We start from the raw sequence: 16,209 nt of genomic DNA, 5'->3' as shown, positions 1-16,209 counted from the left end.
CACATAACACGTATCTCTTAGGTAAGGAGGTGATCCAACCGCAGGTTCCCCTACGGTTACCTTGTTACGACTTCACCCCAGTCATGAATCACAAAGTGGTAAGCGCCCTCCCGAAGGTTAAGCTACCTACTTCTTTTGCAACCCACTCCCATGGTGTGACGGGCGGTGTGTACAAGGCCCGGGAACGTATTCACCGTAGCATTCTGATCTACGATTACTAGCGATTCCGACTTCATGGAGTCGAGTTGCAGACTCCAATCCGGACTACGACAGACTTTATGAGTTCCGCTTGCTCTCGCGAGGTCGCTTCTCTTTGTATCTGCCATTGTAGCACGTGTGTAGCCCTACTCGTAAGGGCCATGATGACTTGACGTCATCCCCACCTTCCTCCGGTTTATCACCGGCAGTCTCCTTTGAGTTCCCACCATTACGTGCTGGCAACAAAGGATAAGGGTTGCGCTCGTTGCGGGACTTAACCCAACATTTCACAACACGAGCTGACGACAGCCATGCAGCACCTGTCTCAGCGTTCCCGAAGGCACTCCTCTATCTCTAAAGGATTCGCTGGATGTCAAGAGTAGGTAAGGTTCTTCGCGTTGCATCGAATTAAACCACATGCTCCACCGCTTGTGCGGGCCCCCGTCAATTCATTTGAGTTTTAACCTTGCGGCCGTACTCCCCAGGCGGTCGATTTAACGCGTTAGCTCCAGAAGCCACGGTTCAAGACCACAACCTCTAAATCGACATCGTTTACAGCGTGGACTACCAGGGTATCTAATCCTGTTTGCTCCCCACGCTTTCGCACCTGAGCGTCAGTCTTTGTCCAGGGGGCCGCCTTCGCCACCGGTATTCCTCCACATCTCTACGCATTTCACCGCTACACATGGAATTCTACCCCCCTCTACAAGACTCTAGCCAACCAGTTTCAGATGCAATTCCCAAGTTAAGCTCGGGGCTTTCACATCTGACTTAATTGACCGCCTGCGTGCGCTTTACGCCCAGTAATTCCGATTAACGCTTGCACCCTCCGTATTACCGCGGCTGCTGGCACGGAGTTAGCCGGTGCTTCTTCTGCGGGTAACGTCAATTGACAAGGGTATTAACCTTATCACCTTCCTCCCCGCTGAAAGTACTTTACAACCCTAAGGCCTTCTTCATACACGCGGCATGGCTGCATCAGGCTTGCGCCCATTGTGCAATATTCCCCACTGCTGCCTCCCGTAGGAGTCTGGGCCGTGTCTCAGTCCCAGTGTGGCTGATCATCCTCTCAGACCAGCTAGAGATCGTCGCCTAGGTGAGCCTTTACCCCACCTACTAGCTAATCCCATATGGGTTCATCCGATAGTGCAAGGTCCGAAGAGCCCCTGCTTTGGTCCGTAGACATTATGCGGTATTAGCCACCGTTTCCAGTAGTTATCCCCCTCTATCGGGCAGATCCCCATACATTACTCACCCGTCCGCCGCTCGTCAGCAAGAAAGCAAGCTTTCTCCTGTTACCGCTCGACTTGCATGTGTTAGGCCTGCCGCCAGCGTTCAATCTGAGCCATGATCAAACTCTTCAATTAAAAGTGTTTGATGCTCAAAGAAATCGAAAACTTAGCTTATTCATTATATGAATTAACTTGTTAGTCACTCTTCAAGACTTGATACATCTAATTTTTTAGAAGATATCGTCTCTGCGAGTGCCCACACAGATTGTCTGATAATTTGTTAAAGAGCAGTGCAACTATCGCTGCCGTTTCCGGTCTTCCGCGTTGTTGCGAGGAGACGTATATTACGCTATTCCTCTGAAGAGTCAAGAGTTTTTTCAAACTCTTTTCTTTTCTCTTCCCTTTCCGTCGTTGCTGTTGTTAGCTCATCGTCGGTCAGTGGGTGCGCATTATAGGGGCTTCTCAGATTAGCGCAAGTATTTATTTCAATTTTTTTTCTGTTCGCTCTATTTTTCAACAAAACGAATGAAAATGCTCTAATTTTACACTGATAGATTAAAATCCAAACAGCTTTATTGCTATTACTCACGTAATATAGAAAGCAAATTATGGTAAAGGTAACTATTATTATGCAACTAAGCGAACAACGCTCAGCATCCCAAAAAAATCTTTCTTATATTGTTGCTGAAAAGCTAGGTAAACAAATACTTTCTGGATACTACGAACCTGAATCTTTATTACCTGGTGAGATAGAACTCGCTGAACTACTTTCAGTCAGTCGAACTGTTATTCGTGAAGCAATAAAAATGCTTGCTGGAAAAGGTATGTTACTACCTCGCCCAAGAATAGGTACTCGAGTTACGCCAATGCAAAATTGGAATCTATTAGATAATGATTTACTTAATTGGTGGATAGATAGCGGTGAGTTTAATAAGGTGAGTCATTATTTCCATCATGTTCGTTTAGCAATAGAACCTCAAGCTTGTTATTTAGCTGCATTACATGCTTCAGAGACACAAAAAGAGTCGCTATTATTTCTAGCAACAGAAATGCAGCTACTCAAAGATAACTTTAACCGTCAGCATTGGTTAGATATTGATACACAATTTCACTATCTAATCTATCAAGCCAGTGGCAATCCATTTTTTGCCTCTTTTGGTTCTCTTTTTCTATCTGCCTACAAAAAATATTTTGATTTAATTGTTGGCAATGAAACAGTACAGCCTGAAACTCATAATCAAATTGTACAAGCGATTATAGAAGGAGATGGAAATAGAGCGCGTGATCTTTGTTTAATACTATTAATAAATGACTGAGTATTTTTAATACGATTTTATTGTCTTTTTGTTTATACTGGCTAATAAGCTAAATATAAAAGAAAGACGGTATCTGTTACATGTTAAAATCCGCCAAAAATATGTCAGGGTTGCCCTGGATCGCTGCAATGGCTTTTTTTATGCAGTCATTAGATGCGACTATATTAAATACGGCACTCCCTGATATAGCTAAAAGTCTTAATCACTCCCCTCTCGCCATGCAATCAGCCGTAATTAGCTATACTTTAACGGTAGCTTTATTAATTCCTGTAAGTGGATGGCTAGCTGATAGATTTGGGACTCGCAAGATTTTCATTATCGCCGTTTCACTCTTTTCTGGCGGTTCATTATTATGCGCACTTTCTCCTAACCTTGCTTTTTTGGTAATTTCGCGGGTTATACAAGGAATAGGTGGTGCAATGATGATGCCGGTTGCTCGTCTTGCTTTATTAAGAGCTTATCCTCGTAGCGAACTCCTTCCCATTCTTAACTTTGTCACCATGCCGGGGCTTGTGGGGCCAATTGCGGGTCCATTATTGGGAGGGATCCTTGTCACCTATGCTTCTTGGCATTGGATATTTATTATTAATATTCCTATTGGCTTACTTGGTATTTTTTACGCCATAAAACATATGCCTAATTTTACGATGCCAAAACGTAAATTTGACTTACTCGGTTTTATTTTCTTTGGTTTTGGTTTAGTCATGTTATCCGTCAGCCTCGATCTTTTTGGCGATAAAAACATCTCTCGATATATCCCTCTTGCGGTGATTTTAGGTGGCTTCTTTTTACTCGGTCTCTATATCAATCACGCTAAACGCCACCAGCAACCCTTAATACCATTAAATATATTCAAAACACGGACTTTCTCTGTCGGTATTGCGGGTAATATCGCAACGCGCTTAGGAACAGGATGCATTCCTTTCTTAATGCCACTGATGTTACAAGTAGGTTTTGGCTATCCTGCTATTATCTCAGGTATGATGATGGCACCAATGGCTTTGGGCTCTATACTCGCCAAATCCTTTGTGACAAAAGTCTTAGTGACATTTAGCTATCGCCGGACACTATTTGGAATAACCATTATTATAGGTCTGATGATTGCACAGTTTTCCTTACAATCACCTGATATGTCTATTTATTACCTAGTATTACCACTCTTTTTATTAGGTGTTGTCATGTCAATTCAATTTACTTCGATGAATACTATTTCACTCGCTGACTTAACTGACAATAATGCCAGTTCAGGCAATAGTGTTTTAGCCGTCACTCAACAACTAGCGATTAGTTTTGGTATTGCAGTAAGTGCTTCTATCTTAAATTATTTTGATGCAGAAAATGCCGGCTCTACGGTAGATAACTTCCATTATACTTTTATTACTGTCGGCGCTATTACACTACTCTCTTCATTTGTCTTCTTATTACTTAATAAGCATGATGGTGATAACCTTACTAATAAGAAGAAAAATGAAAACTAATTAGTTGAGATATAAAAAAAAGAGAGCCTATAGCTCTCTTTTATACGCCACTCTAAATAGCGATAATCTTATTTTTACGCTAGTCATGCTGCGACAAAAAAGCTTCAATTTCATGGCGCCAAGGTACTGACGGTTGTGCTCCTGCACGAGTAACAGCGATAGCGGCGGCTGCATGCGCAAATTTAATCGCCTTCATCATTGGTAAACCTTCTAATAAAACCGTTATAAAAGCGCCATTAAATGTATCTCCTGCAGCAATAGTATCTATTGCGGTCACTTTAAATGCCGGAACCATCGTTCCTTGATTATTTTGACTAACCCAAACACCACGGCTACCCAAAGTAATTACAACGGTTTCTATCCCTTTATCATGTAATATATTAGATGCACGTTGAGCACTTTCATCATCAATAACTTTTACCCCCGTGAGGTATTCAGTTTCTGTTTCATTAGGTGTAATGATATCAACGAGAGATAATAATTCATCTGGTAAAGCCTGTGCTGGTGCAGGGTTTAATATAACTTGCACACTTTCTTGTTTAGCGACTTGAGCCGCTTTTAATACAGAATCTAGAGGTGATTCTAATTGCATAAGTAAAGCATCTGCTTTTTTAATCACCGAGTTATAACGTTCAACATATTCTCTGTTTAACCTTCCATTGGCTCCAGCGTGTATACCAATAACGTTTTCACCTTGCTGATTAACAAAAATCAACGCAACCCCCGTGGCTTCATCATCAATTAATTCAATACAATCTGTATCTATTTTATCTGTGATCAGCTGAGCTTTAGCACTTTGACCAATATCGTCATTTCCAAGACAAGCTAAAAAGGTAATATTAGCACCACAACGCCCTGCAGCGACGGCTTGATTTGCACCTTTACCCCCAAAAACCATCTGATACTGATTACCGGAAATAGTTTCACCAGGATGCGGAAAATGAGCAACATTAAGAATATGATCGACATTAACACTACCTAAAATCACTAATTTCTTCGCTTCCATGATATTTCCTTACTATCAAGTGATAATGTTTTAATGCCATTAATTGATGACATGTCGTATTTTAAATCGATCATCTCAGCAACATTAATGAAAAAACGTGATCACCATCGAAACGTTTCGCCAGCAAAACAAAAAAGAACCAAAAGAAGCAGTAGGAAGCTGAATCGATTTTTGTTATAAACGAATTGTGTACTAATTGAATAATTGACTATATGTCATTACTCATTTTTTGATAGTTTCATCTCTATAACGAAAATAAGTACCCTAATTAGGAGCCTTTATGCAACTTGCAGAACGGATCTCACAACTTAGCCAATACCTTGAAACTGGGCTTTATGAACGTCAATCAGCGATACGGCTTTGCTTACTCGCGGCTCTAAGTGGAGAGAGCGTTTTTTTGCTAGGTCCTCCAGGTATTGCTAAAAGCTTAATTGCGAGAAGAATGAAAGAGGCATTTAAACACGCTAAAGCATTTGAATATTTAATGACCCGTTTTTCAACACCTGAAGAAATTTTTGGTCCACTATCCATTCAAGCATTAAAAGATGAAGGAAAATACCAACGTTTAACCGAAGGTTATTTACCTGACGCCGAAATTGTTTTTCTTGATGAAATATGGAAAGCCGGTCCCGCTATTTTGAATACCTTATTAACGGCAATTAATGAACGTAAATTTCGCAATGGCGAAAACGAAGTAAGTATTCCCATGCGTTTGTTAGTTTCGGCTTCTAATGAACTACCTGATTCAGACAGCAGTCTTGAAGCGCTTTATGATCGAATGCTGATTAGAATTTGGTTATCAAAAGTACAAGATAAAAAAAACTTCCGGGCGTTATTAGTTAATAAAGAGGTCAGCGCTTTTCGTATTCCTGAACAACTACAAATTACAACAGAAGAATTTTTACTTTGGCAAACAGAGTTAGAAAAAATTACTTTGAATGACCACTTATTCGAATTAATTTATCAACTTCGCGACTCACTCGATAAAAGTGATGCAGCACCTTATGTTTCAGACAGGCGTTGGAAAAAAGCGGTTCGTCTATTACAGGCCAGTGCTTTTTTTAATGGTCGTAGTGCTATATCACCTTTAGATCTTATTCTGTTAAAAGATTGCCTTTGGCATGATCAAGCTTCTTTTGCGCTGCTAAATGACTTATTAAAAACACTATTAACAGAACAAGCATACCACCAGCTAACACTTTTACAGAAAATAGAAAATCTGTGGGCAGAATGGATGCAATCGACAAGAAGTAAACAAGATCAACAAGCATTTCGCTTTGAAAAACAAAGTAGTATGTTTGGTAGAAATATACATTTCAAATTATCAGAAAAAATGCAGTCTGATAAATTTACGCTGTTTTTACATATTCCACTGCATATACATAGTATTCAAGTTAACTTTATAACTGTTGAAAAAAAAGCATTAGAAACTTTCTTAGATAAAGGTGATGAACTCTCTGCCAGATTAAATGGTATTGGTTTCCCACAATCTATTAATGCACAAATTCGTCAAGATGGTGTCTTAGAGGTGTTGGATGTTAGTCGCCGAACAACGTCGTTATACCAACAGTCAGAAAGCATCAAAACAGAGCCTATTGAAGATAATCAACAATGGTTAGATAAATTAAAAGATCTCACCCAAGAGATTTATTCTGAACAAGAAAATTTTAATCATCATCAACCCAATATCTTTATTGATAATGATTGGCTCATTTCTATAGAACAAAGCTTTTTGCAATTGAATGAAAAATTATCTCAATTAAGAAGTCAAATAAAGTGACCATGCCATGCTAACACTTTCTACCATCGATATGCTTTTAGCGATAAACGAAGGACAGCTTATAGAAGAAGTGATTATCACTTTATTAGCTTCTCCTCAATTAGCTGTTTTTTTTGAAAAACACCCAAGATTAAAAAAAGCATTACTAAAAGACATTTATCAATGGAAAAAAAGCTTACAAGAAAAAGTAAAAGAAACACTGGTGCCGACCATCATCGCAGATGAATTTGCACTTTATCAGCAAACGCAATCATTATGTAATGCTGTTTTTAATCAGCAAGTGGACAATATTCTTACAGAACTAAATCAGCTTGATTCTTCATTTGTTATAGAAGCAACACAACTAATAAAAGCAAATAAACCTTTTTCTCCAGCTCAACAAGCTCTATTTATTCAACGCTGGCGCATTAGTTTAATATTTCAAGTCACGACATTACATAAAGCACTGTTTGAACAAGAGCAAGAGCAGTTACTTGCAGAACTACAAGAACGCTTAGCATTAAGTGGCAGTTTAAGTAATACATTTTCTGAAAATGAACGAGCTGCAGGCCGTTTATGGGATATGAGCAAAGGCGTTATTACCAAAACCCCCTATGATGAGAAAATTATTCAACGTTATAGTGATTTTCTAAATCAACAACCTGAATTACATAAATTGGCCAGCTTACTGGGGCGAAGTAAAACGGCGAAATCGCTTCCTGAAGAGAGTGTGATTTTTGAATCAATAACAATCGTTGAAAAAGCACCGGATACCACGCCAGAACAAGTAAATGGTATAGGCTTAAGTGATGATATTTTACGTTTATTACCTGCTGAACTAGCTTTATTAGGCATAAATGAAGTTGAGTATGAGTTTTATCGTAAACTCATTGAAAAACAGCTCAATACTTATCGTTTACAGGGTGATAGTTGGCAGGAACGCACAGTATTACGCCCAGTCACTCATCACCTTGATGAAGAACGGCCAAGAGGCCCTTTTATCATTTGTATCGACACTTCTGGCTCTATGGGGGGATTTAATGAGCAATGTGCTAAAGCCTTTGGTTTAGCACTAATGAAAATAGCACTAGCGGATAACCGTGCCTGTCATGTCATGCTGTTTTCAACAGAAATGATCCATTACCAATTATCTTCTTCTGATGGATTACAAGAACTTGTTAAATTTTTGAATCAAACATTTAGAGGTGGAACTGATTTAGCATCTTGTTTAAATGAGGTAGCAGATAAGCTTAATACCCCCACATGGAAAGACGCTGATGCTGTTGTTATTTCTGACTTTGTTGCCCAAAGGTTACCCGAAAACCTAATCAATAAAATCAAAAAAGTCCAACAGCAACAGCATAATCGCTTCCATGCGGTTACCCTATCCAATTATGGTAAACCCAGTATTATGAAAATTTTCGACCACATATGGCGTTTTGACACTGGGTTAAAAAGTCGATTACTACGACGTTGGCGTCAATAATTACAGCATATCCGCAAAAGCTAAACGGGTGTCTTGTTGCCAAACGCCACATTGTACTTGTCCAATATGCTCTTTTTGCAAAAGTAGCATGACTAAACGTGATTGACCTATACCGCCACCAATTGTTTGTGGCATATCGCCATGCATTAATGCTTTGTGCCAATCTAACTCAAGACGTTGAGTATCATCAGTTAAAGTTAGCTGACGCATTAATGTCTCTGGATCAACGCGGATACCCATTGACGACACTTCAAAAGCATCTTGCAATACTGGGTTCCAAACTAAAATATCGCCGTTCAACCCTGCAAAGCCATCTTCGTTAGGTGTTGTCCAGTCATCATAATCTGGCGCTCTTACATCATGAGCTTCGCCACTTGATAGTTTTCCACCAATACCGATTAAGAAAACAGCACCATATTCTTTAGCTATCGCTTTTTCACGACCTTTAGCATCAAGATCAGGGTAGCGGCGTAACAGTTCTTCAGTGTGAATAAATTGAATTTGATCTGGCAGGAACGGTGTCAGACCAAATTCATCGCTGACGGCTTTTTCAGTTTCTTTTATAGCCTGATAGATTTTACCCACTGTCTGCTTAAGGTAAGGTAGTGTACGCTCCTCACCTTCCATCACTTTTTCCCAATCCCACTGATCAACATAGACAGAATGGATTGGCGTTAAGCGATCTTCATCTGGTCTCAAGGCTTTCATATGTGTATAAAGACCTTGACCAGAACTAAATCCAAAACGACCTAATGTTTTACGTTTCCATTTTGCTAATGAATGGACAACTTCAAAGGTAGAATCAGGTAAAGATTTCACTTTAACCTGTACGGCCTTCTCATGACCAGATAAGTTATCTTGAGTTCCATCACCAAGGCGACTTAAGATCGGTCCTTGAACTTCAATCAGGCCTAATTCTTTTTCTAATAAACGTGAAAAATATGATTTAACAAAGCTAATTTGTTGTTGAGTCTGAATGAATGATTTTTCCATTTTTTATATCCCTAGTGGCGATGTTGTGTTTTGCTGAGATAGATTAAGCAACAAAAGTGGGGGTAAATTCAATATACTTCATTAAAAATAGCCTTGCCTATTTAAAATCGTTAAAAAAAACACTATAAAAATGAATTATCATTAAAAACAGGGGGATTTTATGGACAATATTTATCAGATCGATAATCTCGATCGTGACATACTTCACGCTTTAATGGCGAATGCTCGAACACCTTATGCTGAATTAGCTAAAAAATTTGCAGTAAGTCCGGGCACAATTCATGTTCGTGTTGAAAAAATGAAGCAAGCAGGAATTATTACGGGGACACGCGTAGATATAAGTGAAAAACAACTAGGGTTTGATGTTTGCTGCTTTATTGGCATCATTTTAAAAAGTGCCAAAGACTACCATACCGCATTAGATAAGCTAGATAAGTTAGATGAAGTGGTTGAGGTTTATTATACAACAGGTCAATACAGTATCTTTATTAAGGTAATGTGTAAAAGCATCGAAGCGCTTCAAGACGTACTTATCAACAAAATTCAGACTATTGATGAAATCCAATCGACAGAAACCTTGATCTCTTTGCAAAACCCGATAACAAGGACAATCAAGCCATAACGAAAAAAAACTATTTTTTTTTATAACCACATTATCCACAGGTAGATCCCAAGTGATTCACAGCGTACAATAGCGCGTCTTGAACATAAGGAGATCATGAATGAAAAAAGTCACGCTAATTAGTGGCAGCACCATGGGTAGTGCTGAATATGTCGCCGAACACCTCGAAGAGATCTTATCTAAAGAGGGATTTGAGACAGATCTACACCATGGGCCTTCTCTTAATGATCTTCCGCAAGAAGGGATCTGGTTGGTGATCACTTCCACACACGGTGCAGGTGAGATCCCAGATAACCTCCAGCCATTTGCTGACGAAATCTCAGCAGACGGCATTGATCTAAGTAAAGTTTCTTTCGGTGCTGTAGGTATAGGAAGTAGTGAATATGACACTTTCTGTGGTGCGATCAGAACATTAGATCAAAAACTAATAGAAAAAGGGGCTGTTCGATTAGGTGATCGCCTAGAAATAGATATACAAGAACACGACATTCCGGAAGATCCAGCAGAGGAATGGCTTACAACTTGGAAAAACTTACTTTAAATCGAACAAAAAAACAGCAGTCAGATGTGGATAACTATGCTTAAAAGCAGGGGTTAACCCGTAGTTATCCATTGTATAAGCCTATATCCAGAAATGACCTGTGTATAACTCGCTGTTTTGATCCCAGCTTATCAGCATCTAGATCACGGATCATTCACAGTATATGATCCTTTACACTTTTATGATCTTTAAATAGAAAATCCACTTATCCACAGAGGATCGCTTCCTTAATAAAAGATCTAATAAAGAGATCTTTAAATAAAAAGATCTTTAAATAATTACCTGCGGATCATGCTCACTTGTATCTGTCAAAAAGTTGAGTAGAATTCGTTTTCCCAATGCAACACATTCAGCATTTCGTAACATTTAAGGTTCACACATGTTTTATCCAGAACATTTTGACGTCATTGTCATCGGTGGTGGTCACGCCGGTACAGAAGCCGCTATGGCTGCAGCTCGTATGGGGCGTCAAACCCTATTACTGACCCACAATATTGATACTTTGGGCCAAATGTCTTGTAACCCAGCTATTGGTGGGATTGGTAAAGGGCATCTGGTAAAAGAGATCGATGCCATGGGTGGATTAATGGCCACAGCCATCGACCATGCTGGTATTCAATTTAGAACCCTTAATGCAAGTAAAGGGCCAGCAGTAAGAGCAACAAGAGCACAAGCCGATCGCGTACTGTATCGCCAAGCTATTCGTACAACACTTGAAAATCAGCCTAATTTAATGATCTTCCAACAACCTGTTGAAGATCTCATTGTTGAAAATGACCAAGTAACGGGTGCAGTCACTCGTATGGGATTAAAATTCCGTGCTAAAGCGGTAGTTTTAACCGTAGGAACTTTCCTTGATGGAAAAATCCACATTGGTTTAGAAAATTACAGTGGTGGCCGAGCAGGTGATCCACCATCAGTCTCTTTATCACATCGATTAAGAGAATTACCTTTACGTGTAGGTCGCTTAAAAACAGGTACACCACCTCGTATTGATGCAAGAACTATCGATTTTAGTCAATTAGCGCCACAGTTAGGCGATAATCCAATGCCTGTTTTCTCATTTTTAGGTAATGTGGATCAACATCCTGAACAGATGCCTTGCCATATTACTCATACTAATGAGCAAACACATGAAATAATTCGTAACAACCTCGATCGCAGCCCTATGTATGCAGGGGTTATTGAAGGTATCGGCCCTCGTTATTGTCCATCAATTGAAGATAAAGTGATGCGATTTGCTGATCGCAATTCACACCAAATCTTTTTAGAGCCTGAAGGCTTAACAAGCAATGAAATTTACCCTAATGGTATTTCAACAAGCTTACCTTTTGATGTTCAAATGCAAATAGTAAATTCCATGAAAGGTATGGAAAATGCCAAGATCATCCGACCTGGTTATGCGATAGAGTATGACTTTTTTGATCCCCGTGATCTTAAACAAACACTCGAAAGTAAGTTTATCAACGGATTATTCTTTGCTGGCCAAATTAATGGCACTACCGGTTATGAAGAAGCAGCAGCGCAAGGCCTATTAGCAGGTCTTAATGCGGCACGTTATGCTTTTGATCAAGAAGGTTGGTTCCCTCGTCGTGATCAAGCCTACATTGGTGTATTAGTTGATGATCTTTGTACCTTAGGTACGAAAGAGCCATACCGAATGTTTACTTCACGCGCTGAATATCGCTTGATGTTACGTGAAGACAATGCTGATTTACGTTTAACTGAAATTGGTCGTGAACTTGGTATGGTTGATGACAACCGTTGGGCGCAATTTAGTGAAAAAGTCGAATTAGTTGAAAAAGAGCGTCAACGTTTAAGAGATATTTGGGTTCATCCAAAAGCGGATAACCTAGAAGAAATCAATCAATTACTTAAAACGCCACTGTCTAAAGAGGCGAATGGGGAAGACTTATTACGTCGTCCTGAAATGACCTATGAGATTTTGAAAAAGATCCCTCGTTTTGCTCCTGGTATTGATGATTCGAGACCACAAGCGGCAGAGCAAGTTGAGATCCAAGTAAAATACGAAGGTTATATCAATCGTCAACAAGAAGAGATTGAAAAACAACTGCGTAATGAAAGTGCTGCATTGCCTATTGATATCGACTACAAACAGGTGAGTGGATTATCAAATGAAGTCATTGCCAAACTAAACGATCACAAGCCAACTTCAATAGGTCAGGCATCGCGGATCTCCGGTGTGACACCTGCAGCTATCTCAATTTTACTTGTTTGGTTAAAAAAACAAGGTTTATTACGCCGGAGTGCATCATGAGTGACTTACTTAATCGGTTAAAAAAGCTGGCAAAGCAAGCCAATATTGAGTTAACTGATGTTCAAGCTCAAAAATTAACCGCTTATGTTGCTATGCTCGATAAATGGAATAAAGCATATAATTTGACCTCTGTCAGAGATCCTCAACAGATGCTTATTCGTCATATCTTAGACAGCATAGTTGTGAGTCAATACCTTGAAGGAAACAACTTTATAGATGTCGGTACAGGGCCAGGATTGCCCGGTATTCCTTTAGCAATAATGCGTCCCGATCACCACTTTGTGTTACTTGATAGCTTAGGTAAACGCGTTCGTTTTATGAAGCAAGTTCAGCATGAATTAGCTCTGCATAATATCGAGCCTGTGCAATATCGAGTTGAAGAGTATCAAGTAGAAAAACCATTTGATGGAGTGATTAGCCGTGCTTTTGCGTCGATGAAAGATATGCTTTCTTGGTGTTCACATTTAGTCACTGAAGAACACGGGCGTTTTTATGCATTAAAAGGGCAAATTCATCAAGAAGAACTTGATGAGCTTTCTGAAAATGGTTTAAAGATGCCTGAAAAGGTGATTAATTTAGCGATCCCCGAATTGAATGAACAGCGTCATCTGGTTATTTTTTAAACTGTAGACGGCTATTCATCGGCTTCTTTTTTCATTTTTTGTGCTTTAGCGATAACATTTACAATGTTATCGCTATTTACTTTAAGGGATAAAATAGCGTCATTCCATATTTACTCACATTTTACAATTAAGTAACAAATAATTATCTTTTTATTTAATTGCCTGTATTCCCCTCATTTTTTTATTTTTCTTTCTAAAATAAATTAATAAATTTATGCATTCTCAAAAATATTTAATTTATTTAATTGAAAAATCATTAATTATTTTTCTTTTTGGCTGTTTTTGTTCAGAAAAAGGCAGTTATTTGTTAACTCTATTATAATTTTTATGAAATAAAATTTATTTATATACTAATTTATGTGTTCAAGATCACATTATTTTTTCTGTTTATGCTGATTATTTTTGCGCTTTTTGTTGCTAATCATTTTCCATAAATGGAACCTTCATAAAAAATTTAAATTATTCTTCACTTTTTCGCTACTTATTGATTGAATTCATTGCCACGCCCCGTATAATTTGCTCGTTTTTGTCACTTGACACTTTATAGCAAAGACAGTTTGATACATTATTCAGTAATACCTTTTACGATAGCGAGTCTGGAGAATACAAACGTCATGTCTGTCTCCCTCTACAGCGGGAAAGTTGCACTGAAACTGTTATTTTTGCAGTTTATGACTTTTGTTATTCTCAGTGCGGGTTTCTACTTTAAGAGTACAGACTGGAGCTTTTCTGCTTTTTTAGGTGGAATTGCATGTTGGTTACCCAATATTGCATTTTTATTATTACTACGCTTACAAAAAGTAGATGAAAATGAAGCTTCAGTTCGCATAAACTGGCTTTTTGCTTTCAGTGAAGGGTTGAAGGTTATATTATCAATAGCCTTGCTGATAGTTGCTTTAGGAGTGTTTAAAGCGGCATTTGCACCACTGGTCATGACCTACTTAGCGGTGCTTGTTATGCAGGTCGTTGCACCAGCCGTCATAAACGGTTAGCGTTTTTAACAACAAAAGGGTAATTGGCATCATGTCTGCATCAGGAGAAGCATTAACCACTAGAGACTACATAGGTGGACATCTGAATAACCTTCAGTTGGACCTACGTACTTTCGAGTTGGTCAATCCCCATGCTGAAAATACGCCATCATTCTGGGTGTTAAATATTGACTCACTTTTCTTCTCTGTACTCATGGGGCTTTTGTTCCTATGGATATTTAGAAAAGTAGCAGTAAAAGCAACCAGTGGCGTACCGGGAAAATTCCAGACTGCAGTAGAAATGGTCATTGGTTTCGTTGATAGCAGCGTTCGTGATATGTATCACGGGAAGAGCAAAGTCATTGCACCTTTGGCATTGACTGTGTTCGTTTGGGTGCTGTTAATGAATGCCCTGGATTTATTACCAATTGATTTTATCCCGTATATCGGTGAACACATCTTAGGGTTACCAGCGTTACGCATCGTTCCGACTGCTGACGTGAGTATCACTCTTTCGATGGCAATTGGTGTATTTATCCTGATTCTCTTCTACAGCATTAAGATGAAGGGCGTAAAAGGGTTTACTAAAGAGCTGACGTTACAGCCTTTTAATCACCCTGTATTTATTCCAATCAACTTAATTCTGGAAGGGGTAAGCCTGCTATCAAAACCTGTTTCACTCGGTCTTCGACTGTTTGGTAACATGTATGCGGGTGAACTGATCTTTATTCTTATTGCTGGTCTGTTACCGTGGTGGTCACAGTGGTTATTAAGCCTACCTTGGGCGATATTCCACATACTGATTATTACGTTACAAGCCTTTATTTTCATGGTTCTAACGATTGTTTATCTGTCGATGGCATCTGAAGAACATTAATTATTAACTCTTTAAAGAAATAACTGAAACAAACTGGAGACTGTCATGGAAAACCTGAGTATGGATCTGCTGTACATGGCTGCCGCTATTATGATGGGTTTAGCTGCAATCGGTGCTGCAATCGGTATCGGAATCCTCGGAGGCAAATTTTTAGAAGGTGCTGCTCGTCAGCCTGATCTGATCCCTCTTCTGCGTACACAGTTCTTTATCGTTATGGGTCTGGTTGACGCCATCCCAATGATTGCTGTGGGTCTGGGCCTTTACGTGATGTTTGCTGTCGCCTAATGATGGTGATGAGCAGTAAAAACATCAAGTTAGTTAATAACCAAGAAAGAGGTATTGTGCTGTGAATTTAAATGCAACAATCCTCGGCCAGGCCATCGCATTTGTCCTGTTTGTTTTGTTCTGCATGAAATATGTATGGCCACCAATTATGGCGGCCATTGAAAAACGTCAAAAAGAAATTGCTGACGGTTTATCTTCTGCAGAACGTGCGAAAAAGGACTTAGATTTAGCGAAAGCCGATGCAGGCGAACAGTTAGCGAAAGCAAAAGCTGAAGCACAAGCAATCATTGAGTCTGCGAATAAACAACGCACTCAAATGATTGAAGAAGCTAAAGCTGAAGCAGAGCAAGAACGTAGTAAGATCGTTGCACAAGCTCAATCCGAATTGGAAGCAGAGCGTAAACGTGCTCGTGAAGAACTTCGTAAACAAGTCGCTATGCTGGCTATCGCTGGTGCCGAGAAAATTATTGAACGTTCCGTGGATGAAGCTGCTAATAGCGACATCGTTGATAAACTGGTCGCTGAACTGTAAGGAGGGAGGGGC

General features: G+C 39.3%; 14 protein-coding genes and 1 rRNA gene. 12 read left to right on the top strand and 3 right to left on the bottom strand.

Annotation, left to right across the window (positions count from 1 at the left end; all coding sequences use genetic code 11):
* Window positions 1-22: 22 nt before the first annotated feature.
* Window positions 23-1,565 (bottom strand): 16S ribosomal RNA (locus AACV01_RS16620).
* Window positions 1,566-2,059: 494 nt separating this feature from the next.
* Between AACV01_RS16620 and AACV01_RS16615 the strand changes: the two genes are divergently transcribed.
* Together AACV01_RS16615 and mdtD are read left to right on the top strand one after the other, a co-directional pair.
* Complete coding sequence (locus AACV01_RS16615; RefSeq protein ID WP_004249867.1) at window positions 2,060-2,746, top strand: FadR/GntR family transcriptional regulator; 687 nt, start codon at window positions 2,060-2,062, stop codon at window positions 2,744-2,746.
* Between the two features lie 80 nt (window positions 2,747-2,826).
* A complete protein-coding gene (gene mdtD / locus AACV01_RS16610) occupies window positions 2,827-4,224 on the top strand; it encodes a multidrug transporter subunit MdtD (RefSeq protein WP_012368605.1) in 1,398 nt (465 codons plus the stop codon).
* A 79-nt stretch (window positions 4,225-4,303) separates the two neighbouring features.
* Here the strand turns inward: mdtD and rbsK are convergent, their stop codons facing one another.
* Entirely contained in the window at window positions 4,304-5,230 is a 927-nt protein-coding gene (gene rbsK / locus AACV01_RS16605) for a ribokinase (RefSeq protein ID WP_161682186.1), read from the bottom strand.
* A gap of 280 nt (window positions 5,231-5,510) precedes the next feature.
* On the opposite strand from rbsK, the gene ravA reads away from it, so the two are divergent.
* Both ravA and viaA read left to right on the top strand, forming a co-directional pair.
* A complete protein-coding gene (gene ravA, locus AACV01_RS16600) occupies window positions 5,511-7,010 on the top strand; it encodes an ATPase RavA (protein ID WP_017827657.1) in 1,500 nt (499 codons plus the stop codon).
* Window positions 7,011-7,017: 7 nt separating this feature from the next.
* Window positions 7,018-8,475, top strand: a complete 1,458-nt coding sequence (gene viaA / locus AACV01_RS16595) for an ATPase RavA stimulator ViaA (RefSeq protein ID WP_046335304.1) — start codon at window positions 7,018-7,020, stop codon at window positions 8,473-8,475.
* Here the strand turns inward: viaA and asnA are convergent, their stop codons facing one another.
* Window positions 8,476-9,468: an aspartate--ammonia ligase gene (gene asnA, locus AACV01_RS16590; protein ID WP_004246604.1), complete on the bottom strand. Its 993-nt coding sequence runs from the start codon at window positions 9,466-9,468 to the stop codon at window positions 8,476-8,478.
* A gap of 160 nt (window positions 9,469-9,628) precedes the next feature.
* Here asnA and asnC point away from each other — a divergent pair, with 160 nt between their 5' ends.
* From asnC to atpF, 8 genes are all read left to right on the top strand, one after another.
* Complete coding sequence (gene asnC / locus AACV01_RS16585; RefSeq protein ID WP_004246603.1) at window positions 9,629-10,090, top strand: transcriptional regulator AsnC; 462 nt, start codon at window positions 9,629-9,631, stop codon at window positions 10,088-10,090.
* A gap of 100 nt (window positions 10,091-10,190) precedes the next feature.
* On the top strand, window positions 10,191-10,631 hold the full coding sequence (mioC, locus tag AACV01_RS16580; protein ID WP_004249871.1) for an FMN-binding protein MioC: 441 nt from the start codon (window positions 10,191-10,193) through the stop codon (window positions 10,629-10,631).
* Between the two features lie 379 nt (window positions 10,632-11,010).
* On the top strand, window positions 11,011-12,909 hold the full coding sequence (gene mnmG / locus AACV01_RS16575; RefSeq protein ID WP_004246600.1) for a tRNA uridine-5-carboxymethylaminomethyl(34) synthesis enzyme MnmG: 1,899 nt from the start codon (window positions 11,011-11,013) through the stop codon (window positions 12,907-12,909).
* A complete protein-coding gene (rsmG, locus tag AACV01_RS16570; protein ID WP_004246599.1) occupies window positions 12,906-13,532 on the top strand; it encodes a 16S rRNA (guanine(527)-N(7))-methyltransferase RsmG in 627 nt (208 codons plus the stop codon). The genes mnmG and rsmG overlap by 4 nt, the downstream gene beginning before the upstream one ends.
* Before the next feature lie 614 nt (window positions 13,533-14,146).
* Window positions 14,147-14,524, top strand: coding sequence for a F0F1 ATP synthase subunit I (gene atpI, locus AACV01_RS16565; protein ID WP_004246598.1), 378 nt, complete (start codon window positions 14,147-14,149; stop codon window positions 14,522-14,524).
* A gap of 31 nt (window positions 14,525-14,555) precedes the next feature.
* A complete protein-coding gene (atpB, locus tag AACV01_RS16560; protein WP_004246597.1) occupies window positions 14,556-15,380 on the top strand; it encodes a F0F1 ATP synthase subunit A in 825 nt (274 codons plus the stop codon).
* A gap of 45 nt (window positions 15,381-15,425) precedes the next feature.
* The gene (atpE, locus tag AACV01_RS16555) at window positions 15,426-15,665 is read left to right on the top strand and encodes a F0F1 ATP synthase subunit C (RefSeq protein ID WP_004246596.1); all 240 of its coding nucleotides are present in this window, start codon (window positions 15,426-15,428) and stop codon (window positions 15,663-15,665) included.
* A 61-nt stretch (window positions 15,666-15,726) separates the two neighbouring features.
* Window positions 15,727-16,197 (top strand): F0F1 ATP synthase subunit B, encoded by a 471-nt coding sequence (atpF, locus tag AACV01_RS16550; protein ID WP_004246595.1) that lies wholly within the window; start codon window positions 15,727-15,729, stop codon window positions 16,195-16,197.
* Window positions 16,198-16,209: the final 12 nt, after the last annotated feature.

It is taken from the genome of Proteus sp. G2609 (assembly GCF_963896135.1).
Taxonomy (GTDB): domain Bacteria; phylum Pseudomonadota; class Gammaproteobacteria; order Enterobacterales; family Enterobacteriaceae; genus Proteus; species Proteus mirabilis.
Note: the sequence above shows the minus strand (reverse complement) of the source record. Positions and strands in the feature narration are given on the sequence as shown.

Bases quoted from the DNA above. Each gene is read 5' to 3' on its own strand.
- AACV01_RS16615 (WP_004249867.1), top strand. From the start codon at position 2,060: ATGCAACTAAGCGAACAACGCTCAGCATCCCAAAAAAATCTTTCTTAT.
- mdtD (WP_012368605.1), top strand. From the start codon at position 2,827: ATGTTAAAATCCGCCAAAAATATGTCAGGGTTGCCCTGGATCGCTGCA.
- rbsK (WP_161682186.1), bottom strand. From the start codon at position 5,230: ATGGAAGCGAAGAAATTAGTGATTTTAGGTAGTGTTAATGTCGATCAT.
- ravA (WP_017827657.1), top strand. From the start codon at position 5,511: ATGCAACTTGCAGAACGGATCTCACAACTTAGCCAATACCTTGAAACT.
- viaA (WP_046335304.1), top strand. From the start codon at position 7,018: ATGCTAACACTTTCTACCATCGATATGCTTTTAGCGATAAACGAAGGA.
- asnA (WP_004246604.1), bottom strand. From the start codon at position 9,468: ATGGAAAAATCATTCATTCAGACTCAACAACAAATTAGCTTTGTTAAA.
- asnC (WP_004246603.1), top strand. From the start codon at position 9,629: ATGGACAATATTTATCAGATCGATAATCTCGATCGTGACATACTTCAC.
- mioC (WP_004249871.1), top strand. From the start codon at position 10,191: ATGAAAAAAGTCACGCTAATTAGTGGCAGCACCATGGGTAGTGCTGAA.
- mnmG (WP_004246600.1), top strand. From the start codon at position 11,011: ATGTTTTATCCAGAACATTTTGACGTCATTGTCATCGGTGGTGGTCAC.
- rsmG (WP_004246599.1), top strand. From the start codon at position 12,906: ATGAGTGACTTACTTAATCGGTTAAAAAAGCTGGCAAAGCAAGCCAAT.
- atpI (WP_004246598.1), top strand. From the start codon at position 14,147: ATGTCTGTCTCCCTCTACAGCGGGAAAGTTGCACTGAAACTGTTATTT.
- atpB (WP_004246597.1), top strand. From the start codon at position 14,556: ATGTCTGCATCAGGAGAAGCATTAACCACTAGAGACTACATAGGTGGA.
- atpE (WP_004246596.1), top strand. From the start codon at position 15,426: ATGGAAAACCTGAGTATGGATCTGCTGTACATGGCTGCCGCTATTATG.